Source organism: Streptomyces cyaneus, from assembly GCF_004028635.1.
GTDB lineage: Bacteria > Actinomycetota > Actinomycetes > Streptomycetales > Streptomycetaceae > Streptomyces > Streptomyces cyaneus.
Genome location: NZ_RQJW01000026.1, coordinates 32,008 through 53,007, shown reverse-complemented (window position 1 = coordinate 53,007; position 21,000 = coordinate 32,008). Strand labels below are relative to the sequence as shown.

Sequence of the window (21,000 nt, the reverse complement as noted above, 5' to 3'; positions counted from 1 at the left end):
TCGTCCTCAAACGCCGGACGGGCTGAAAAACTCAGCCCCTCCGGCGTGTGAGGAGCGGGGGTCCAGGGGGCGGAGCCCCCTGGCGGGGTCGAAGGGGCGGAGCCCCTTAAATGACGGGAAGGGGAGGGGCGGCGGGGGCGAGGAAGGTCAGTTGGGCGACGCGCTCGGTGACGGCTTCGCGCCCTTCTTCAGGAAGCCCATGTCCTCGTACACCGGTGTCCGGAAGCCGAAGGCACCCGCGTTGGCGACGTTCTTCCTCGCCGCTGCCAGCTGGGGCCGCTGGTACAGCGGAATCGAGCCGGCCGCAGCCCAGATGCGGGAGTCGGCCTTGCGGATCAGGGACCGCGACTCGGACTCGTCGAGCGTGGCGATCGCCTGGTCGAAGAGCTGATCGACCTGGTCGGTGCCGACCCGCGTGTAGTTCTGCTCGACGTTCAGGGAACCGTCGGCCGCCGGCACCGGCTTGGCGTAGATGGGCCGGGCGTCGGTGGCGGGGTAGGCGGAGGCGGGCCACGAGTACAGGGCGAGGTCGTACTGGCCGGACGCGATGTGATCCTTGAAGTAGCTCTCGTCCTCGACCTTGGCGATCTCGGTCCGGATACCGACCCGCTCCAGCATGAGGCCGATCCGGTCCGCCACCGTCCGCAGCGTCTGAGAACCCTCCCCCGACGGCACCACGAAGCGCAGCGTCAGCGGCTTGCCGTTCTTCGCCAGCGGCAGGACCGCCGCGCCCGCCGGAGCGGCGGTACCCTGCGGAGCCGCAGTGCCCCGCGGAGCGTACGCGCCGGCCGCCCCGCCCTGCTGCACCTGCTTGTTGCCGTACTGCTTGCCGTCCTGGGCGAGATGCTCCCCGTCCCGGCCCTGGCCGCCGTCCGCCTTGTTGTCCTCACCGACGATGTACGTCCCGTCGTCCCCGCCCTCCGAGGACCCCGAGGACCCCGAGGCCCCCGTGTCCGAGTCCACCTTCGACTCCGACTTCTTGTGGGCCTTCTCGCTCTTCTCGCTCTTCTCGCCGTTCTCATCCTTCTCGCTCTTCCCCGCCTTCTTCCCCGCCTTCTCCCCCTCCGCCCCAGCCGCCTTCTCCCCCTTCTTCTCCTTGATCGGCCCGCCCCGCACCCACCCCGCGTCCGCCAGCAGCGCCTGCGCCTCCGCCGTGTCCTGGCCGCCGATCGCGCCGCTGTTGTCGGCGTACGCGGCCTGGCCGGACAGTGCGAGGTGGCTGCCGACCGGCTCGGTGGGCAGGCCGAGCGGGGCGAGGACCAGCTTGGCCAGCTCCTGGCGGTCGAGCGCGCGCGCCACGGCCCGCCGCACCCGCTCGTCGGCGAGCGGACCGTCGGCGCCGTTGAGGGCGAGTTGGGTGTACGCCGGTTCCAGGGACTTGCGTACCTCGAAGCCCCGGAACGCCGCCTGCTGCCGGCGCTCCTTGGTGGTCGTCGTCCTGCTGCCCCGATTCGGGCCCATCAGCGCCGTACCGGTGGCACTGGCGGTCGCACTGCGAGGAGGCGAGGCGAGCGCGATGCGCCGGGCCGCAGCGGGGTCGATCTCGGCCAGGTCGAGCTGCCCGGCGGCCAGCTGGGCGGCCCGCTCGTCGCGCGGCACGGCCCGCAGCACGATCTCGTTCAGCTTGGCCGGCTTCCCCCACCAGCGCGGATTGCGGGTGAGCCGGACCTCGTCGTCCTTGCGGTCGATCTTCTTCACGGCGAACGGCCCGGCGCTGACCTTGAGCTTGCGCCGCGCCCCGTCGTTGAACGAGTCCGGCGTGCCCATGACCTCCTTCGGGTACAGCGGCGAGAACAGCGACCGCCAGTCCGCGTACGGCCGCTCGAAGGTGACCCGCACCTCCAGGTCGTTGGCGCCGCGCTCGATCTTCTCGATGCGGTCGTAGCCGGCGTTGCGGGCGGTCCAGTAGGCGCTGTCCTTGCCGGACAGGGCCCGCCACTGGGCGGCGAAGTCGGCGGCGCCGATCTCGCGGCCGTCGCTCCAGACGGCCTGCTGGTTGAGCTTGTACAGGACGACCTGCTTGGGCTCGGTCTCGACGATCTTGGCGGACTCCAGGTAGTTCGGATTGCGCTCCGGCCGCCCGCTCTCGTCGAGCCGGAACATCGACGGCAGGGTGGCCTGCGCGATCCGGGTCGTGGTCGCGTCGGCGTCCGACTGGAAGGTGTTCAGCGTCTCCGGTACGGCGTCCACGGCCCACCGCAGCGTGCCGCCGTCGGCGAGCATGGCCCGGCCGGCCGGGGCGATGTCCTGCCCGGCCAGTGGCTTTCCGGCCGGGTCCGGGTCGCTGCAACCGGCGAGCACGGGCACCGCGAGCACACCAGCGGCCAGGAAGGCGACCGAGCGCATGACCGCGCCGCGGCCGGGCCTGGGTCCGACGCCGTCGTAGGACATCTCTCCGTCGTAGGACATCTCTGGTACCTCCGGGGAGCGGCTCCCGCCGGTGACAATAAGTGCGTTCTGATCACGTTTGGCGGTATTTTGGAGTTGATCAGATCTATGGGCCCCCACTGAAGAGGAAAGGGTTCGCCAGGCGGAGACGACACGGCGTCGGGGGCGCGCAAGGCCACCCGTGTGGAGCAATGCGCTCCCACGCGAGTGGAGCAACGCGCCCGCGCACTCCTGCAGCTCCCCCGGCGTACACAGAGCGCATGCGGGCGCGTGTCGGAGGCGTGCAATCCGCCAATCGCTGCACATCCCTTCACAGCGATAGGTGTGACGCGCAACACTCGCAGGCGCATGAACGTTGCCACCCAGGGCCGAAGGGCCCACGGAAGTGAGGTCACGTCATGTCCGTGCAAGACGACCTGACAACTGTCCAGCGCTGCCTCGACGACCTGGCCCGGTCGGTGGGCCGGCTGGAGAAACAGCTGGGCACCGGCGGGCTGGAGATGCGGCGCGTCCGCACCGACGCCAACCATCTGCGCGAGAGCGTGGCGCTGCTGCGGGACGCGGCCGCGACGCCGGCCACGCAGCGCAAGCCGGAGCTGGTCACCATCCCCGACACGCCGTACGACGACTCTCTGTGGATCGACACCGATGACGAGGGTCTCGGCGCCCGGGACCGCCGCGCCCCCTGATCCCTCCCCCTGACCCGACCGGAGTCATCCATTGGCCACTGGTACGGAACCCCATCTGAACAGCGGCGGCGTACGAACCGGTACGCGCGCCGCGATCTCCGCCCCGCACCTGCGGACCGACCGCTGGTGGCTGGCCCCGGCCGCCACCGCGGCCGGTCTGCTGGCGTTCATCGTGTACTCGACCTGGCGGGCCTTCGCCAACGCGGACTACTACGCGGCGCCGTACGTCTCCCCGTTCTACTCGCCCTGTCTGGCGGAGAACTGCGAGCCCATGCGCGCCGGGCCGAACTGGGACCTGTTCGGGAGCTGGTGGGGCATCTCCCCCGCGATCATCATCCTGATCTTCCCGCTCGGCTTCCGTCTGACCTGCTACTACTACCGCAAGGCCTACTACCGCGGCTTCTGGATGTCGCCCCCGGCCTGCGCGGTGGCGGAGCCGCACAAGAAGTACTCCGGTGAGACCCGCTTCCCGCTGATCCTGCAGAACATCCACCGGTACTTCTTCTACGCCGCGATCCCGGTCGCCGGGATCCTGACGTACGACACGGTGCTCGCCTTCCGCGACGAGAACTACGAGTGGGGCCACATGGGCCTCGGCACGCTCGTCTTCCTCGCCAACATCGTGCTGATCTGGGCGTACACCCTCTCCTGTCACTCCTGCCGGCACATCGTCGGCGGCAAGCTCAAGCACTTCTCCAAACACCCGGTGCGCTACCGGATGTGGCAGTGGATCGGGAAGCTCAACGCCCGCCACATGCTGCTCGCGTGGGCGTCGCTGGTGAGCGTGGCGCTCGCCGACTTCTACGTCTATCTCGTCGCGTCCGGGGTCTTCGACGATCCGCGCTTCTTCTAGATTTGGTGGGGACTGAACAGATGTCCGTGGTCGAACGGCAGGAGTGGGACGTCGTCGTGGTCGGCGCCGGCGGGGCGGGCCTCCGGGCGGCGATCGAGGCACGGGAGCGAGGCGCCCGCACGGCCGTGATCTGCAAGTCGCTGTTCGGCAAGGCGCACACGGTGATGGCCGAGGGCGGCATCGCGGCGGCCATGGCCAACGCCAACGAGCACGACAACTGGCAGGTCCACTTCCGCGACACCATGCGCGGCGGCAAGTTCCTCAACCAGTGGCGGATGGCCGAGCTGCACGCGCAAGAAGCCCCCGACCGGGTGTGGGAGCTGGAGACGTGGGGCGCGCTCTTCGACCGTACGAAGGACGGCCGCATCTCGCAGCGCAACTTCGGCGGCCATGAATACCCGCGCCTCGCGCACGTCGGCGACCGCACCGGCCTGGAGCTGATCCGCACGCTGCAACAGAAGATCGTCTCGTTGCAGCAGCAGGACAAGAAGGAGACCGGGGACTACGAGTCCCGGCTGAAGGTCTACCAGGAGTGCACGGTCACCCGGATCCTCAAGGACGGAAGCCGGGTCTCCGGTGTCTTCGCGTACGACCGCGAGACCGGCCGTTTCTTCGTCCTCGAAGCACCCTCCGTGGTGGTCGCGACGGGCGGCATCGGCAAGTCCTTCAAGGTGACGTCGAACTCCTGGGAGTACACCGGCGACGGCCATGCGCTGGCGCTGCTCGCCGGGGCACCCCTGCTGAACATGGAGTTCGTGCAGTTCCATCCGACGGGCATGGTCTGGCCGCCGTCGGTGAAGGGCATCCTGGTCACGGAGTCGGTGCGCGGCGACGGAGGGGTGCTGCGCAACTCCGAGGGCAAGCGGTTCATGTTCGACTACATCCCCGACGTCTTCAAGGAGAAGTACGCCCAGTCGGAGGAGGAGGGCGACCGCTGGTACGACGACCCGGACAACAACCGGCGCCCCCCGGAGCTGCTCCCGCGTGACGAGGTGGCTCGGGCCATCAACGCCGAGGTGAAGGCGGGGCGCGGCTCCCCGCACGGCGGGGTCTTCCTGGACGTGTCCACCCGGATGCCGGCCGACGTCATCCGCCGTCGCCTGCCCTCCATGTACCACCAGTTCAAGGAGCTGGCGGACGTGGACATCACGGCGGAGGCGATGGAGGTCGGGCCGACCTGCCACTACGTCATGGGCGGCATCGCGGTCGAGTCGGACACGGCGGCGGCGCGCGGGGTGCCGGGCCTGTACGCGGCCGGTGAGGTGGCCGGCGGGATGCACGGCTCGAACCGCCTGGGCGGGAATTCCCTGTCCGACCTGCTCGTCTTCGGCCGCCGGGCCGGCTGGCACGCCGCCGAGTACGCGGCCGCGCGGGCCTTCGAACGCCCCGAGGTCAGTGACATGGAGGTCGACACGGCGGCCGCGGAGGCGCTGCGCCCCTTCTCGGCCGAGGGGCCGGCCGGGTCCGAGGACGACGGGCGTCCGCCGGAGAACCCGTACACCCTCCACCAGGAACTGCAGCAGACCATGAACGACCTCGTCGGCATCATCCGCCGCGAGGGCGAGATGGAGCAGGCCCTGGAGAAGCTGGCGGAGCTGCGCGTACGCGCCCGCCGGGCCGGCGTCGAGGGCCACCGCCAGTTCAACCCCGGCTGGCACCTCGCGCTCGACCTGCGCAACATGCTGCTGGTCAGCGAGTGCGTGGCCCGGGCGGCGCTGGAGCGCACGGAGTCGCGGGGCGGCCACACCCGTGAGGACCACCCGACGATGGACCGCAAGTGGCGCAACATCAACCTGCTGTGCCAACTCACCGACCCGACCGGCGGGTTGGCGGCGACCGACCCCGAGCGCGGCCAGATCACCCTGCTACGCGAGACCACCGACCCCGTCCGCCAGGACCTGCTCGCTCTCTTCGACAAGGAGGAGCTGGTCAAGTACCTCGCCGAAGAGGAGCTCTACCAGTGAGCAGCTACGAGGCCCGCTTCAAGGTGTGGCGGGGCGATGTGCAGGGCGGCGGCCTGGAGGACTTCGCGGTCGAGGTGAACGACGGCGAGGTGGTCCTGGACATCATCCACCGCCTCCAGGCCACGCAGGCGCCCGACCTGGCCGTCCGCTGGAACTGCAAGGCGGGCAAGTGCGGTTCGTGTTCGGCGGAGATCAACGGGCGGCCGCGGCTGATGTGCATGACGCGGATGTCGGTGTTCACGCGCGAGGAGACGATCACGGTGACACCGCTGCGGGCGTTCCCGGTGGTTCGGGATCTCGTCACGGACGTGAACTTCAACTACGCCAAGGCGCGCGAGATCCCGTCCTTCGTACCGCCGGAGGGGCTGGCCCCGGGCGAGTACCGCATGATGCAGGAGGACGTGGACCGCTCGCAGGAGTTCCGCAAGTGCATCGAGTGCTTCCTGTGCCAGGACACCTGCCATGTCGTGCGCGACCACGAGGAGAACAAGCCGGCGTTCGCAGGCCCGCGCTTCCTGATGCGCGTCGCGGAACTGGACATGCACCCGCTGGACGCGGCCGCCGAGACGGGCCTGGACCGCAAGGCCACGGCCCAGGACGAACACGGCCTCGGCTACTGCAACATCACCAAGTGCTGCACGGAGGTCTGCCCCGAGGGCATCAAGATCACGGACAATGCGCTGATTCCCTTGAAGGAACGGGCCGTCGACCGCAAGTACGACCCGTTGGTGTGGCTGGGGTCGAAGATCAGGAGGAGGTCTTCGTAGCGTCGGTGCGGCCCGGTTTCGCGGCCAGGCGCTGGACGTACAGACCGAGGGAGCTCAGGACCAGGCCGACCAGGGCGTACCGGGAGTACCCGCCGGTCGGCCCCTGGAGCGGGCCGAGGAAGATGAACATTCCGATCCCGACCGCGAAGACCAGGGTGCCGTAGCCCCACACCCGGGGCCGCAGTACCTTGGCGCGCCCGCTCTCCGGTCCTGGGATGATCCGTCCGGTGGTGATCGCGACCACCCCGAACACCACCCCGACCGCCACCACCAGTGCGGCCGTCGTCACCAACGCTTCATGCATGCTGATCATGATTCCTGCAGCAGCTCCAGCACCCGCAAGAGATTTGACTCGGCGATGGCCCGCATCGGGCCAGGATTTGGGAAATCGCCGTCGAGGAGGCGGAGCGGGCCGGCGACGAGGTTGAGGTGCATGGCCAGCCGGTACAGCCGCAGCCGCTGCTCGTCCAGGCCGGAGGCGCGCAGGGTGTCGTAGTGCTGCGGGCTCGCGGGACGCGGGCTCTCGGGTCCCGGGCTCCCGGGCTCCCGGGTCCAGGACTCCCGCGCCGCGGACTCTTGGGTCCCGCACTCCCGCGCCGCGGACTCCCGCGTGCCCGGCTCCCGCGTGGTGGGCTCCTGGTCTGGTGGTCATGGGTCAGATGGTCGCGTCCTGTCGCGGCGACCGCAGGCGGTTTTCGGTTCAGGCGGTCGCCGCCCTGGCGCGCGCGTCCTTTACCGGGCTCCTCGGGTCCGGCTCCGGACCGCCTCCTCCCCTGGCCCACCCGGGTCCGCCCCACCCCGGGCGCACCCCGGTCGCGCGGTCGCATTCCTGCTCATACGCTCCGAAATGTGACGTCATCTTTGATCCGGGGCCGGCCGCGGCGTGGGGCCTCGCACATATCGGTGCGGGTCGTGCATGCCCTGGTGGGTGGGCTGGTGGGGGTGGCGTGGTTGGTGTTGCCGGGGATGACGATCGGGGGTGAGGGGCCGGTTGCGGGCGGGGCGGAGCGGCCCGTGGCCGGTGCGGTGGCTCAAGGGGAGGTCGGGGAGACGTCCGCTGTCGAGCTGGTGTTGCCGATGCTGGCCCTGGTCGCGGTGGTGGTGCTCGCGGCGTACGGGTTCCTGCGGCGGAGGCGTCGGGCGCGGGGGCGTACGACACCGGGTGGGGCGCCGGTTCGGGTCACCGAGCCTGCCGTCGCGGAACTCGGTGAGCGGGCGCGGGCCTTGCTGGTCGAGGCCGACGACTGGGTGCGGGTCAGTCGGGAGGAGCTCGGGTTCGTCGAGGGGCGGGTCGGGGTCGTCGGCGTCCGCCCGGACGCCTCGCTCGGGGCGGCGGACGTAGAGCCGTTCGCGCGGGTCCTGCGGGATGCCGAGGCCGAGCTGGCGGTCGCCTTTCGGATGCGGTGGCAGTACGAGAGCGGGGTTCCGGGGGAGGACGCGGCTCGGCGGCATGTGCTGGCGGGGATCGTCGGGCGGGCCGAGGAGGCGGGGCGGTTGCTGGACGCGCAGGCCGCCGCGTTCGACCGGCTGCGCGGGCTGGAGGAGGGCCTGGGCGGAGGGCTGAGCGAGGCGTTGGCCGTGGCGGAGGCGCGGTTCCGGGAGCTGGCCGGGCGTACCGGCGGTGCCGACGCGGCTCTCCGCGACCTCGGCGAGCGGTACGCCCCCTCGGCCCTCGCCGCCGTCGTGGGCCACGTCGAGCAGGCCAAGGACCGCCTGGTGTTCGCCACGACCAGCCTCAACCAGGCCCGCCAGAGGGCCGACTCGGGCGAGAACGGGCGGGCTGCGGGCCACTTGCGGTCCGCCGAGGGAGCCATCGCGCAGGCGGCCGTCTTCATCGACGGCATCGACCGGCTCGCCGGGGAGCTCGCGACGGCCGCCGCGATGGTTCCGGCCGCGCTGACCGGCGGGGAGGTGGAGATCGCCGGGGCCCGGGGATCGCCGGAGGGAGTGGGAGACGCGTACGTGGACGTCCCTCCCGGTGAGCTGCGCGCCCGTGTCACCCATGCCGACTTCGCCCTGGCCGTCGTACGGGAAATGCTGATCGCCGGGCCGTACGACCCCCTCGACCTGCTGCGGCGGATCGTGCGGGGCGTCGGGCCCGTCGTCGCCGGGCGGGCCGGTGTGTTTCCGGCCGCCGCGCTGGTGTGCGCACGCAGCGCGGTCGCCGATGCGGACGATGTGGTGGCGACACACCGGGCCGCTGTGGGCAGCGAGGCCCGGACCCGGCTGGCAGAGGCCCGGCGGCTGCTCACCGCCCCGGCCCCCGCGCCGACCGGTCGGTCCCCGCGTCGGGAGCTTGCCGACCTCCTCGCCGCCGACACCCTGGCCCAGCAGGCCCGGGAACTGGCCGAACAGGACGTACGGGTGCACGGCCATCCCGTCGACGGTCCCGGCGAGGACGTCAACGGACTCGCCGGAGCCGTCCTCGGCGGCGTCCTGCTGGGCGGCGAACCGGGCGGCGGCCCTCCCACGAGTTTCGGCGGCCCTCACACCCGGGGCCGCCGCGGAGGGACGGCACCTGCGTGAGGGGCTCACAGACTCGTGGTGTGGGCGGGAAACACCCGGCCGAAGGCGAAGCCGGACGTCACTGGCACTCAGAACAGGCTCAGCAACGCCTCCGCCGGATCCGCAAGCCCGTTCTCCCCGTCCGGCAGCGGCAGTTCGAACCACACCGTCTTGCCCCGCGGCGTACGCCGTGAGCCCCACGCCGCACTGAGCAGGCCGACCAGTTGCAGACCTCGCCCGCCCTCGTCCGTGTCACGGGCCCGGCGCCGCCGCGGCTGCACCAGCCCGGAGTCCCACACCTCGCACACCAGCGTGCGGTCCAGCAACAGCCTGAGCCTGATCTCCCCCTCCCCGTACCGAAGGGCGTTCGTGACCAGCTCGCTGACCAGCAGCTCCGTCGTGTCGACCAGGGGTTCCAGGTCCCACGACAGCAGCTGGCCGCGGGCGTACTCGCGGGCCCGGCCCACACTGCGCGGCTCGCGCGGCAGCGTCCAGTCGCCGACCGACTCGGCGGGCAGGCCCTGGACGCGGGCCATCAGCAGGGCGATGTCGTCCTCGCCATGGTGGCTGTCGAGGGTGTTGAGGACGTGGTCGCAGACGTCCTCCAGGGGGCGCGTGGGGTCGGTGAGCGCGCCCACGAAGGCCTGGAGGCCCTCGTCCAGGGGGTGGTCGCGGGACTCGACCAGTCCATCCGTGTAGAGCGCCAGCAGCGCACCCTCCGGCAGCTCGACCTCCACCTCCTCGAAGGGCTCCCCGCCCACGCCCAGCGGCATCCCCGGCGGCACGTCCAGCATCAGCGCCGCCTCGCCGGGCTCGACCAGGACCGGTGGGAGGTGACCGGCGTTCGCGAAGGTGCAGCGGCGCGTGACCGAGTCGTAGACCGCGTACACGCACGTCGCCAGGTACACCTCGGACAGGTCCGCCTCGCGGGGCCGGCGGGCCGCGCGGGTGGCCTGCTGGACGCCGCCGGGGGCACCCAGGCCGCGTGCGATCTCGTCCAACGCCGAGAGGACCTCGGCCGGTTCGAGGTCCAGCAACGCCAGCGTTCGGACGGCCGAACGCAGTTCGCCCATCGCCACGGCCGCGCGCAACCCTCGGCCCATGACGTCCCCGACGACCAACGCCGTACGGTGGCCGGGCAGTTCGATGACGTCGAACCAGTCACCGCCCACCTCGCTCGGGCGGTCGGACGAGGCGTTGCCGGGAAGGTAGCGGCAGGCGATGTCCAGGCCGGACGCGACCGGGTCCCCCGGCGGGAGCAGGGACCGTTGCAGTATCAGCGCGCGCTCGTGCTCACGCCGGTACAGGCGGGCGTTGTCGATGCACACGGCCGCCCGCGCCGCCAGCTCCACCGCCAACTCGCGGTCCCGGTCGCCGAACGGCTCGCTGCCCTTCGTACGGGCGAACTGCGCCAGTCCTACGACCGTGTCGTGGGCGACCATCGGCACGGCGAGCGTGGACTGCACGAGGCCGCCCTCCTCGCCGGGCACGTGCTGCGGCCGGGCGGTGCGCAGGGCGTCCGCGCAGGGCGAGTTGAAGGGGTAGTGGTGGACGGCGCCGACCGCGACCTGGGTGCCGGAGCCGATGAAGGGAGCGTCAGAGACCGCGCTGGCGAAGGCGACGCGGCGTAGCTCCGCGCTGCCGTCGGCGAGGCCGGGCGGGGTCTCGTCGCCGGCCAGCAGGCCCTGGTAGAGGTCGACCGTGGCCAGGTCGCAGAAGCCGGGCACCACGACGTCGAGGAGTTCGCGGGCCGTGGTCTCCAGGTCCAGGGAGTTGCCGATACGGGCACCGGCCTCGTTCAGCAGGGCGAGATTGCGCCGCGCGGCGGCCGCCTCGCGGGCGGCGGCGCGGCGGGCGGTGATGTCGATTCCGAGCCATGCGATGCCGATGGGACGGCCGCTGCCGCTGCGCACCCGGTAGAGGTTGACGGACCAGTGGCGGCGCTCGTCGGAACCGGGCAGGAAGCCCGTGACGTGCATGTCCGTGATGGAGTTGCCGCTCTCCAGGACCCGGCGCAGGGTGGCCGCGACGCGGTCGGCCTCGGGGCGGGGCAGATAGTCGTGGACATCGTGGCCCCTGTGGTCGTCCGGTGTGCCGCCGAAGAGGGAGGCGAACCGATGGTTGACGCGGCGGACCTTCAGTTCGGGGTCGATCAGCACGAAGCCGAACGGAGATTGACCGAATATCGCCTGCGAGGCGGCGAGGTCGGTCTCCATCCGGCGCAGCGTGCGGACGTCGACGACGATGCACACGGCAGCCTTCTCGGCGTCCTCGGTCCGCGTCGGCATGACGTACACCTCGGCGAGGCCGTCCGTGCCGCGCCCACCGTCGGAGTCGTCCGGCATCCGGAAGGGGACCACACCGGTCCACTCCCGCCCGTCGAGGATCTCGGCCATCTTGCGCTGGCCCTGCTCGCGCAGGTCCGGGTCGATGAACGCCTCGATGGGGTCCATGCCGACCGCGCGCTCGGCCGGGATGCCGAAGAGCTGCTCGGCGCGCAGGCTCCACTGGTCGACCAGGCCGTCGGGGCCGATGGAGAAGGACGCGACCTTGATGTAGTCGTAGATCGAGCCGGGTGGACTGCTCTGCCAGACGGCCTCGCCGGGGCGGAAATCGTCGGCGGCCTGTGTGTCGCGGGATGCCTGTGTGCCCTGCGAGGCCCGTGCGTCTCGGGAGGCCTGTGCGTCCTGGGAGGCCCGGGTGTCGTAGACCCGCTCTCCCGTGGCCTTCGCCCTCGCGCCGTCCGACGGGTCCTCGGACTCCGTGGCCTTCGCTGGTATCTCGCTCACGCGAACCGTCCCCTCCAGCTCACCGCGTCCGGCACCGGTCACCGGCAGCGGCTGCCCGCAGTATCCAGCACTACGGCCCCGCACGACACGGTGTTCACGATCACAGCACGGTCCCGATGGTTTTCGGTCCCGGCCGTGGAAACACTTCCAGTCTTCTAACCAGCGGACACGCCATCGAATCACGCGGGGCGCCAACTGCCACTGGCCTGAACCATTCGTTCGACAGGGCAGGGGCGCACGTACACCGCCATGGACGCCTACTGACGGGTCGTAGAGAGACCGGCGAGACCAGCGGATCACTGCGGCACCACGAGCTCGAACCACACCGTCTTGCCCGTGTTCCGCCCCGGCTTGGTTCCCCAGCGGCGCGAGGAGTGCGCCACGAGTTGGAGTCCGCGGCCGCTCTCGTCCTCGGGGTCGGCAACTCGTTCGAGGGGTGGGTCGGGGAGGGGATCGGAGACCTCGACCAGGAGGACGCCGCTGAGATCGACGGGGCGTACCAGGCGTACGCCGATGGGGCCCGTCGCGTGCCGCAGGGAGTTGGTCACCAGCTCACTGACCAGGAGCGCCGTGATGTCGGCGAGGCTGTCCAGGCCCCAGTCGCGCAGTCGGCCGCGAACGGCGGCCCGAGCGGCCCGCACGGCACCCGCCTCTGCGGGGAAGGTCCACTCGGCGCAGCCGTCTTCGGAGTCGATCACGCCGATCACTTCCCGGGCCAGCGGATCCCCATGTCCGGTTTCATGGGGTTAATGGGCACATACCCGATATTCGGTAGGCAGTACCGCATGAGGGGTCCGGTGCCTCAACTACCCCCGCCTGGCTCAGACAGGCCCCGCATACGGGCTCAAGCAGCCCCGATCTTCAGGCACAGGCACGCCCGGCCTCCGGGCTCAGGTACCCCAGACCTCCGGGCTCAGGCCACCCCCGGCCTCCGGACTCAGGGGCACCCCCGCCCTCCGGGCTCAGGCGCTGCCCGCTCCCAGCCGGCCCGCCACCTCCCGAACCGCCGGCACGTCCTGGTCCAGCCAGTCCACGTCCCAGAGTTCCCCGGGCGCCAGCCAGCGCAGCGCGTCGTGGTCCTGGAGGGGCTTGGGTTCGCCGGCGCCGGGGAGGAGGCGGGCCACCCACACGTGCAGGACGTACGGTGACTTCAGGGGCCACTGCCCCGGCACCCGCTCGACCACCTCGGCGTCCACACCGAGTTCCTCCCGCAGCTCCCGCACGAGCGCCGCCTCGGGCGTCTCGCCGGGCTCGACCTTCCCGCCGGGCAGCTCCCAGCGCCCGGCCAGCTCCTCGGGCGCACTGCGCCGCGCCGCGAGCAGGCGGCCCCCCTCCAACAGCGCGGCCCCGACCACGATCCGTTCCGTCATGCGTCGGAGCCTACGGGAGCAGCGATATGCCAGTGGTCGGCACGTCAGTGGTCGGCGCTGTCTCCGTTCGGCGCGATCCGCTCGACCCAGTACAGCTGCTTGTGCCCACGGCTATCGAGGCTGTCCGCGATCTTCTGGGCCTCCGCCCGTGTCGCGTACCGGCCCACGCGATAGCGATTGCCGCTGTCGTCCTGTCGAACGACGAGCCAGGGAAGAGTGATCGTGCTGTCGTTCATCGCGCCCCACTGCTCCTTCCCGCCCACGACCGCCCGAGTCCCTCCCCCAGCCTTCGGCCGGGGGGACCCCCATCTCGCTTCGCTCGCGGCCTGTGCCGTGCCCCGCCCGCTAAGGAAACCGCAATCCGCATATGCCCGAGCCTACGCCTAACCTTTACGCAGCGAATACGGCTTTTCACAAAGAGGTACGCAACCAGCCAAGTCGCAGGGGGCGCACGGCATCGAATGCGCCGTGCGCGGACGTCGATGCATCCGGTCACGGGGCATATCGAACACGCCCGTCACGACCTGCGAAAACGGCCAAAATCCAACGGGCGGGGACGGAGCGGGAGTTGAGGCTCAGTCGACCGCAACTGCCGTAAAGGTGTGCGCTACTTCACCAACGAGTGCGCTACTTCACCGGGAGGTGGTACGCGACCCGGTAGCGGTCCGCCGGGATCACCACGTCCGCCGTCTCCACGGGGCGGCCGGACGCGTAGTAGGTGCGCTGGATGACCACGACCACATGACCGGGGACGCCACCCAGCGTCAGCAGTTCCTCCGCCAGGCCGGGGCGCGCGCCCACCTCCTCCGTGACGTTGTCCACGACGACGTCGATGGCCGCCATGCGCTCGACGACGCCCATGCCGCCGAGCGGGCCCTCCTCGGGCAGCATCACGGGCGTGCGGCCGGTGACGGCGAGGGGCTCCCAGGACGTGGAGAGCATCATCGTCTCGCCCGCGTCCCGGAAGACGTACCTCGTGCACATGACGCGGTCGCCGGGCCGGATGCCGAGCCGCTCGGCGACGGCGCCGCTCGCCTCGGCCTGCTCACTGCTGGACTCCCAGGTGCCGCGCGTCTCGCCGTCGGCCTGCTCCTGACGGAAGGGTGTGGCACCGCTCGGCGGGCGGAAGCCGGAGCGGGAGATCCGGCGGGGCACGGGCCGCTCACGGACGTACGTCCCGGAGCCGGAACGGCCCTCGACCAGGCCCTCGGCCATCAGCACCTTGCGCGCCTCCAGCGCGACGGTGTCCGAGACGCCGTACTCCTCGCGGATTCTCGCCTGGGACGGGAGGCGGGTGTGCGGTGGCAGCGAGCCGTCGACGATCTTCTTGCGGAGATCACCCGCGACGCGCAGGTACGCCGGCTGCTCACCGAAAGTCACTGGCCGCTCCCATCAGGCTGTACAGACAGCAACAGCGTGGCAACCGTGGGTTGTCCCATGCAAGCAAAGGCCAGAGAATCACTCGATGTGATGACTTGTGTGTGCGGAGGGCTTTACGCAGGCACTTTCTCCCCGCTATAGCCGCGCTCACACCTCGAGGCCACCCGCGCCACCGCTCTCCTCTCCACTCCCCTCCCCGCTCTCGTAGTCGTCCTCGTACGTCGGCGCGGTGGTGTCCAGGCCCAGAGCCTTGCGGGCGGTGACTGTGGTGGGGCCGTCGACGTACTCGTACCCCTTGTCGTAGTGCGTGTAGTACGTGTCCGCGTCGGTGGCGGCGGCCGCCCGCGCCCAGTCCTTCTGCGCGTCCCGCATCTCCTCGATCAGGTCGGCGACCGGCCTCTTGGCACCGGCCGGCCAGGTGTGCCCACGCAACGCCTCGATCTGTTCGCCGAGCTCCGCCTCCACGTCCTTCGCCCAGGCCTGGTTCGCCGCCAGGTCGTCCTCGGGGTATTCCTCGGGCTCCTCGTACAGCGCGGTGTCGATGGCGTTGGTCGCGGAGAGGAAGGCGATCTGGTCCGCGTCGAGGGTCGTCGAGTCGCCGCGCAGCGAGCCGGTCAGCTTGCCGTTCTCCTGCGTGCTGCCGAACAGGCAGGTGATCTCGCGGTCGCCGATGCGCCAGCTCTGCCGGGACGGGACGAGGTAGTAGACGTCCACGTCGTCCGGTACGGCCCAGGTGTCCATGGCGTAACCGTCCTGGAGCCCGTAGCACTTGTCGTCGGCGGTCCGCTCGACCTCGTCGTCACCCGGGAAGGAGCCGCCCGGCAGCGTGACGACGGCGAACACCTCGCCGTCGTGCTCGCGGGCGCAGGGCACCTCGTCGACGTCGTAGGCGTCGCCCTCCAGGTTGCCGGTCGGCGTGTCGAAGCAGTCGCCCTTGGCGAGCGCGTAGGCGGTGCCCTGACCGCTCGCGGCGTCCCTGAAGCCGTCCCAGAAGTCGGAGGCGGAGCCCGTGGACAGCGCCAGCGCCCACAGCGCGAGCCCGACGGAGGACAGCACGGAACCGGCGATCGCCATGCCCTTGCCGCGCTCGCCCTTCTTCTTGATCTGCGCCAGCGCGATCAGCCCCAGCACCAACCCCACGGCCGGCACGAAGCAGAGGATGCCGAGGACGAGGGCGCCGATGGCGACGCCGTTGACGGGCGCGGGACGGCCGTAGGGGCCGTAGGGGTGGTACGGGTACGCATACGGTCCCGGGGCACCGGGTGCGCCGTAGGGGGACGGCGACGGCGGTGGGTACTGGCCCTGCGCGTACGGCCCTTGGGGCTGCTCCGGGGGCCCCTGTGGCTGCTGGGGTCCGGAGGGCGGAGGTATGGACACGGGTACCGTGCTCCTGGTTCAGGCGGCGGTGCCGGGCGGTGGGAACTGGCGTACGACTGGGCGAATGGTAAGGGCGGGGCGAGGGGGGACGTAATCGGGCTTACGAATACGACGATCCGGGCGGTCAATGGGTTGTCCGTCCGGTGGGCGAGGGCTTCGGGGGCTTCTGAAGGCGGCACCGTCTTCTCGGCGGCGGGTGTGTGGCCGCTGCTCGCGTTCCTGGCGGACGGGGCGGGTGGCCCGGCGCGGGCGGAGCTGGCGGACGCGGTGGGGCTGCCGGCGGACGAAGTTGCGGGCGCGGCGCGGGAGCTGCTGGGGGCGATGCGGGGGCTGGACTCGGCGCTCGGGTTGTGGACCAAGCGGACGCTGGAGCTGCGGGAGCGGTGGGAGGCGGGGTTGCCCGCGGAGGCGCACGGGGTGCTGACGGGGGACGCGCAGGCCGACAAGGGTGCGCTGGACGCCTGGGCGGTGAAGCGGACGGGTGGGCTGATCGAAGAGATGCCCGTCCTGCCGGCCGAGGACACCGATCTGGTGCTGGCGAGTGCGCTGGCGTTGCGGACTCAATGGCTGCGGCGCTTTTGGGAGTGGCCGATGACGCCGGAGAACGGACCCTGGAGCGACCGTACGCTGCTCGGCCTGCGCCGCCGCAGCGAGCTGCTGGACCGGGTCGGGGTCGCGGACACACCGGCCGGTCATGTCACCGAGCTGAAGGTGCTGGGCGACAACGCGATCGACGTGCATCTGCTGCTCGGCGAGGAGGGGATGACGGCCGGGGAGGTGCTGGGGGCCGGGGTGGACGTCCTGGCGCGCAGGCACCCGGTGGTGCCGGGACCGCAACTCCCTTACGGCGATGTGGGACCGGGACTGAGGGTGGTGAAGGAGCGCAACACCCGCCCGGTACCGCCGACGCTGGACATGAGGACGGTGGCGTTCGACATGAGCGCTCGCCACGACCTGCTGGCGCTGCACCGCGTGTTCGGCCTGACGACGGCGATGGACACGAGCCGCGGCCACTTCCCCGGCGTCAGTGACTTCCCGCTGGCCGTCGGTTCGGCTGGGCAGTCCGCGATGGCGCAGTTCGGCGCCCTGGGCTTCCGGGCGGCCGCGGTGACGGCCTTCTCCACCGCCCCGGGCAGCGCACCGCCCGCACTGCGCTGGGTGACCACCAGCGTCAAGGCCGTCTTCGACCGCCCCTTCGGCTTTCTCGCCCTGCACCGCCACACGCGGCTCGTCCTCGCGGCCGGCTGGGTCACGGACCCGGTGCCGTACCGCGAGGACGAGGAGGACTACTGACCCTGACGCGGGGTCAGCAGACGCGAGGTCAGAACTGCAGGGCCCAGGCGTCGATCCGCCCGGTGTCGAGGTTCGCGTTGTCGCTGACGCGGAGCTTCCACGTGCCGTTGGCAGCCTCCGAGGAGGCGTTCACGGAGTACGTGGTGTTGATGTTGTCCGAACTGCCGCCGGTGCCGTACGACTTCAGCGTGTACGCCGTGCCGTCGGGGGCGATCAGCTGGACCTGGAGGTCGCCGATGTACGTGTGGACGATGTGCACCTCGACGGCCAGGGCCGAGGGCGCGTTGCCGGAGACGCCGGAGACCGTCACCGGGGACTCGACCGTGGAGTTGTCGGCGATCGCGTAGTCACCGGTGTTCTCGAAGCGCGGGCCGGGCGGGGTGGTCGTGCCGCCGCCGACGTAGAGGAGCCGGTTGGGCGAGCCCGTGCCGGGGCTGGTGACGACGCCGGTCGTGGCGGCGGACGTCAGGGCCGAGGCGACCTGGGACGGGGTGGACGAGGGGTTGGCGGCGAGGTAGAGCGCGGCCGCGCCCGCGACGTGCGGGGTCGCCATCGACGTACCGGAGATGGTGTTGGTCGCCGAGTCGCTCGAGTTCCAGCTCGAGGTGATGGACGAGCCCGGCGCGAACAGGTCCAGGACCGACCCGTAGTTGGAGTAGCTCGCGCGCGCGTCGCCGCTCGTGGTCGCGCCGACCGTGATGGCCTCGGTGACGCGGGCGGGCGACCTGGTGGAGGCGTTGGTCGACTCGTTGCCGGCGGCGACGGCGAAGGTGACGCCGGAGGCGATGGCGTTGCGTACGGCCGTGTCGAGGGCGGAGTCGGCGCCGCCGCCGAGGGACATGTTGGCGACGGCCGGCTTCACCGCGTTCTGGGCGACCCAGTCGATACCGGCGACGACCTGGGCGGTCGTACCCGAACCGGAGTTGTCGAGGACGCGGACGCCGACGATCTTCGCCTTCTTGGCGACGCCGTACGACGTCCCGGCGACGGTGCCCGCGACGTGCGTGCCGTGGCCGTGGCCGTCCTGGGCGGTGTTGTCGTTGTCGATGGCGTCGTAGCCGTAGGAGGCACGCCCGCCGAAGTCGCTGTGGGTGATGCGGACGCCGGTGTCGATGACGTACGCGGTCACGCCCTGGCCGGCCGAGTCGGGGTAGGTGTACGAGCTGTTCAGCGGCAGGTTCTTCTGATCGATGCGGTCCAGGCCCCAGGAGGGCGGGTTGGTCTGGGTCGCGTCGATGCTGAAGGTGCGGTTCTGGACGACGGAGGCGACGGCCGGGTCGGCGGCGAGCGCCTTGGCCTCTGCCTCGGACGCCTCGATCGCGTAGCCGTTGAGGGCCTTCTTGTACGTCCGCTCGATGTCGGCGCCGTACTTCTCGACCAGGGCGCGCCCGGCCTTGGAGCCCGAACGGGCGTGGTCCGCCTTGAGGTTCACGAGGTAGCTGTCGGCAACGGCGTCTGCCGCGCCCGCGTACTGGATACGGCCCTCGGGAGCGGCCGCGGCGGGGAGAGCGGAGACGAGGCCCGCGGTGAGCACCGCGGTGGCCGCGGCGCTGAGGGCGGCCAGTCTTCGCCGGTTGTCTCTTCGGGAGTTACGCATCACTGCCATCTGAGGGGTCCTCCTCGAGTGGTGGTGCGCTTGTGGGGGTGACACCAGAGACGGCAGGGGCATGTCAATTCGCTGTGCCTCTCCTGTGTGTCAGCCGAAAGATTGAGGCCTCCACAGGAATTGCACAAGGGCCCTGCACGGCGAACTCCGCCCCCGCGGGGGAGGCCGGACGCCGTGCAGAGGCCCCAGTAGGTAACCGGTCAGTCGTCGAAGGCAGTCGCGCGAGTGCGCTTCTCCCAGGCGGCGACGTCCGCGCGCACCTGGTCCAAGTGACCGAGTACAGCCGTCACCCCGTCGTCGCCCAGCGGCAGCCGCAGCGGGGTCTGCTCGGCCTCCAGCGCGGCCAGGATGAGGGCCGCCGCCTTCGCCGGGTCGCCGGGCTGGCTGCCGTCGCCGTCGGAGACGAAGCCGCGGGTGTCGCTCACCTTGGGGTAGAGGCCGCTGTCCGTGCTGGCCCCGGCCCGGCCGGTCTCGAACAGTGCGGTGCGGAACGAACCCGGCTCGACGATCAGCACCTTGATGCCGAACTCGGCGACCTCGTCCGCCAGGCCCTCGGACAGGCCCTCCAGGGCGAACTTCGTTCCGCTGTACGCCGAGAAGCCGGCGAAGGACATCTGCCCGCCCATGCTGCTCATCTGCACGATCGCGCCGGAGCGCCGCTCGCGCATGTGCGGCAGTACGGCACGGGTGAGGGCGGCGGGCCCGAAGACATGCACGTCGAACAACGCGCGCAACTCCTGCTCGGTGGTCTCCTCGAAGGCGCCCACGTGCGTGCGGCCCGCATTGTTGACCAGGACGTCGATGCGGCCGTGGCGCGCGATCACGTCCCGTACGGCGGCTTCGGCGGCCCCCGTCTCCGTGACGTCCAGGCGCAGCGCCTCCACCTGATCGGGGTGCGCGGCCACGAGGTCGTCCAGCCCCTCGGGCCGCCGTACCGCACCCACCACCACGTCACCGTCGGCGAGCGCGGCCTCCGCGATGGCCCGCCCGAATCCGCTGCTCGCCCCTGTGATCATCCAGACCTTGTTCATGGCACAAGCCTGCAACCAGCGCCGGTTGCGCGTCCAAGACCCACGCTGATAACCGATGGTTATGACGATGGACGTTCATGTGCGGGACCTGCGCTACTTCGTGACGGTGGCCGAGGAGCTGCACTTCACCCGCGCGGCCGAGCGGCTGTACGTCTCCCAGCCCGCGCTCAGCAAACAGGTACGGGCGCTGGAGCGACAGCTGGGCGTGGAGCTGTTCCGCCGCGATCCGCAGGGCGTGGCCCTGACCGAGGCCGGCCTGGCCCTGCTGCCGCATGCGCGGCGGGTGCTGGACGCCTGGGCGGAGGGGGCGGCGGCGCTGGAGGCCGCCCGGGCGGCGGCGCGCGGCACACTGGTGGTCGGCATGAGCACCAGCCCGGGGCGCGGTGGCCTGCTCCCGGCGATCCGCTCCCGCTTCACCGCCGCGTACCCGGAGACGGTCCTGCGCCTGCGCCAGGTGAGCTGGGAGGACCCGACGGCGGGCCTGGCCGGTGGCGACGCCGACGTGGCCTTCGTCTGGCTGCCCCTGCCCGACGCCGAGCGCTACGCCTGGACGGTGGTCGCGCAGGAGCCCCGGCTGGTCGCTCTCCCGGAGTCCCACCCGCTCGCATCCCGGGCGGAGATCGACTTCAGGGACCTGCTGGACGAGCCGTTTCTCGCCCTGCCGGCGAGCGCGGGGCCGTTGCGCGACTACTGGCTGGCGCTGGAGGAGCGGGGCGGCCGTGCGCCGCGGATCGGTGCGGAGATCGCGAGCACGGAGGAGACGTACGAGGCACTGGTCGCGGGCCTCGGCATCTGCCTGGTCGCGACGGGCAACGCACCCCTCATCACCCTGGGCGGGGTGGTGACGCGCCCGGTACGCAGGCTCTCGCCGAGCCGTTACGCGCTGGCCTGGCGGAGGGAGGACGAGGGGCGGCCGCTGGTGCGGGCGTATGCGCAGGCGTGCCGGCGGGTGCCGAGGCCCGGGCTTGCGGGCCTCATGACATAGCGT

Annotated in this window: 18 protein-coding genes; 7 read left to right on the top strand and 11 right to left on the bottom strand. The window is 71.2% G+C overall.

Going from position 1 to position 21,000, the window contains the following annotated elements; all coding sequences use genetic code 11:
* Positions 1-147: 147 nt before the first annotated feature.
* Positions 148-2,391, bottom strand: a complete 2,244-nt coding sequence (locus EHO50_RS43050; protein ID WP_128437344.1) for an ABC transporter family substrate-binding protein — start codon at positions 2,389-2,391, stop codon at positions 148-150.
* Between the two features lie 395 nt (positions 2,392-2,786).
* On the opposite strand from EHO50_RS43050, the gene EHO50_RS43045 reads away from it, so the two are divergent.
* Genes EHO50_RS43045 through EHO50_RS43030 form a run of 4 tightly spaced genes read left to right on the top strand, consistent with a single transcriptional unit; the run spans position 2,787 to position 6,661 of the window.
* Positions 2,787-3,077: a hypothetical protein gene (locus EHO50_RS43045; RefSeq protein WP_128437341.1), complete on the top strand. Its 291-nt coding sequence runs from the start codon at positions 2,787-2,789 to the stop codon at positions 3,075-3,077.
* Positions 3,078-3,108: 31 nt separating this feature from the next.
* Positions 3,109-3,930: a hypothetical protein gene (locus EHO50_RS43040; RefSeq protein ID WP_128437340.1), complete on the top strand. Its 822-nt coding sequence runs from the start codon at positions 3,109-3,111 to the stop codon at positions 3,928-3,930.
* Between the two features lie 20 nt (positions 3,931-3,950).
* Positions 3,951-5,894: a fumarate reductase/succinate dehydrogenase flavoprotein subunit gene (locus EHO50_RS43035; RefSeq protein WP_128437339.1), complete on the top strand. Its 1,944-nt coding sequence runs from the start codon at positions 3,951-3,953 to the stop codon at positions 5,892-5,894.
* Positions 5,891-6,661: a succinate dehydrogenase/fumarate reductase iron-sulfur subunit gene (locus EHO50_RS43030; RefSeq protein WP_128437338.1), complete on the top strand. Its 771-nt coding sequence runs from the start codon at positions 5,891-5,893 to the stop codon at positions 6,659-6,661. The genes EHO50_RS43035 and EHO50_RS43030 overlap by 4 nt, the downstream gene beginning before the upstream one ends.
* Here the strand turns inward: EHO50_RS43030 and EHO50_RS43025 are convergent.
* Both EHO50_RS43025 and EHO50_RS45525 read right to left on the bottom strand, forming a co-directional pair.
* Positions 6,642-6,965, bottom strand: a complete 324-nt coding sequence (locus tag EHO50_RS43025; protein WP_128437337.1) for a hypothetical protein — start codon at positions 6,963-6,965, stop codon at positions 6,642-6,644. The genes EHO50_RS43030 and EHO50_RS43025 overlap by 20 nt on opposite strands.
* 5 nt (positions 6,966-6,970) lie before the next feature.
* Positions 6,971-7,096: a hypothetical protein gene (locus EHO50_RS45525; RefSeq protein ID WP_425472389.1), complete on the bottom strand. Its 126-nt coding sequence runs from the start codon at positions 7,094-7,096 to the stop codon at positions 6,971-6,973.
* Positions 7,097-7,510: 414 nt separating this feature from the next.
* Here EHO50_RS45525 and EHO50_RS43015 point away from each other — a divergent pair, with 414 nt between their 5' ends.
* Positions 7,511-9,187, top strand: coding sequence for a hypothetical protein (locus EHO50_RS43015; RefSeq protein ID WP_128437336.1), 1,677 nt, complete (start codon positions 7,511-7,513; stop codon positions 9,185-9,187).
* A gap of 68 nt (positions 9,188-9,255) precedes the next feature.
* On the opposite strand, the gene EHO50_RS43010 is transcribed toward EHO50_RS43015, so the two are convergent.
* The 6 genes from EHO50_RS43010 to EHO50_RS42985 all read right to left on the bottom strand — a co-directional run bounded on the left by EHO50_RS43010 (position 9,256) and on the right by EHO50_RS42985 (position 16,082).
* Positions 9,256-11,955: a SpoIIE family protein phosphatase gene (locus EHO50_RS43010; RefSeq protein WP_128437335.1), complete on the bottom strand. Its 2,700-nt coding sequence runs from the start codon at positions 11,953-11,955 to the stop codon at positions 9,256-9,258.
* A 296-nt stretch (positions 11,956-12,251) separates the two neighbouring features.
* Positions 12,252-12,662 carry an ATP-binding protein gene (locus tag EHO50_RS43005; RefSeq protein WP_425472388.1) on the bottom strand — a complete coding sequence of 137 codons (411 nt, stop codon included), beginning with the start codon at positions 12,660-12,662 and terminating at the stop codon, positions 12,252-12,254.
* A gap of 255 nt (positions 12,663-12,917) precedes the next feature.
* Entirely contained in the window at positions 12,918-13,325 is a 408-nt protein-coding gene (locus EHO50_RS43000; RefSeq protein WP_128437333.1) for a (deoxy)nucleoside triphosphate pyrophosphohydrolase, read from the bottom strand.
* Positions 13,326-13,369: 44 nt separating this feature from the next.
* Positions 13,370-13,561 carry an SPOR domain-containing protein gene (locus EHO50_RS42995; RefSeq protein ID WP_128437332.1) on the bottom strand — a complete coding sequence of 64 codons (192 nt, stop codon included), beginning with the start codon at positions 13,559-13,561 and terminating at the stop codon, positions 13,370-13,372.
* Positions 13,562-13,952: 391 nt separating this feature from the next.
* Complete coding sequence (locus EHO50_RS42990; protein ID WP_128437331.1) at positions 13,953-14,705, bottom strand: GntR family transcriptional regulator; 753 nt, start codon at positions 14,703-14,705, stop codon at positions 13,953-13,955.
* Positions 14,706-14,852: 147 nt separating this feature from the next.
* Entirely contained in the window at positions 14,853-16,082 is a 1,230-nt protein-coding gene (locus EHO50_RS42985; RefSeq protein ID WP_128437330.1) for a DUF4190 domain-containing protein, read from the bottom strand.
* A 132-nt stretch (positions 16,083-16,214) separates the two neighbouring features.
* On the opposite strand from EHO50_RS42985, the gene EHO50_RS42980 reads away from it, so the two are divergent.
* Entirely contained in the window at positions 16,215-17,375 is a 1,161-nt protein-coding gene (locus EHO50_RS42980) for a serpin family protein (RefSeq protein WP_246101835.1), read from the top strand.
* A 28-nt stretch (positions 17,376-17,403) separates the two neighbouring features.
* On the opposite strand, the gene EHO50_RS42975 is transcribed toward EHO50_RS42980, so the two are convergent.
* Positions 17,404-18,981, bottom strand: coding sequence for a S8 family peptidase (locus tag EHO50_RS42975; RefSeq protein WP_128437329.1), 1,578 nt, complete (start codon positions 18,979-18,981; stop codon positions 17,404-17,406).
* 200 nt (positions 18,982-19,181) lie between these two features.
* Positions 19,182-20,012, bottom strand: a complete 831-nt coding sequence (locus EHO50_RS42965) for an oxidoreductase (RefSeq protein WP_128437328.1) — start codon at positions 20,010-20,012, stop codon at positions 19,182-19,184.
* A gap of 55 nt (positions 20,013-20,067) precedes the next feature.
* Between EHO50_RS42965 and EHO50_RS42960 the strand changes: the two genes are divergently transcribed.
* Positions 20,068-20,997, top strand: coding sequence for a LysR family transcriptional regulator (locus tag EHO50_RS42960; protein ID WP_128437327.1), 930 nt, complete (start codon positions 20,068-20,070; stop codon positions 20,995-20,997).
* Positions 20,998-21,000: the final 3 nt, after the last annotated feature.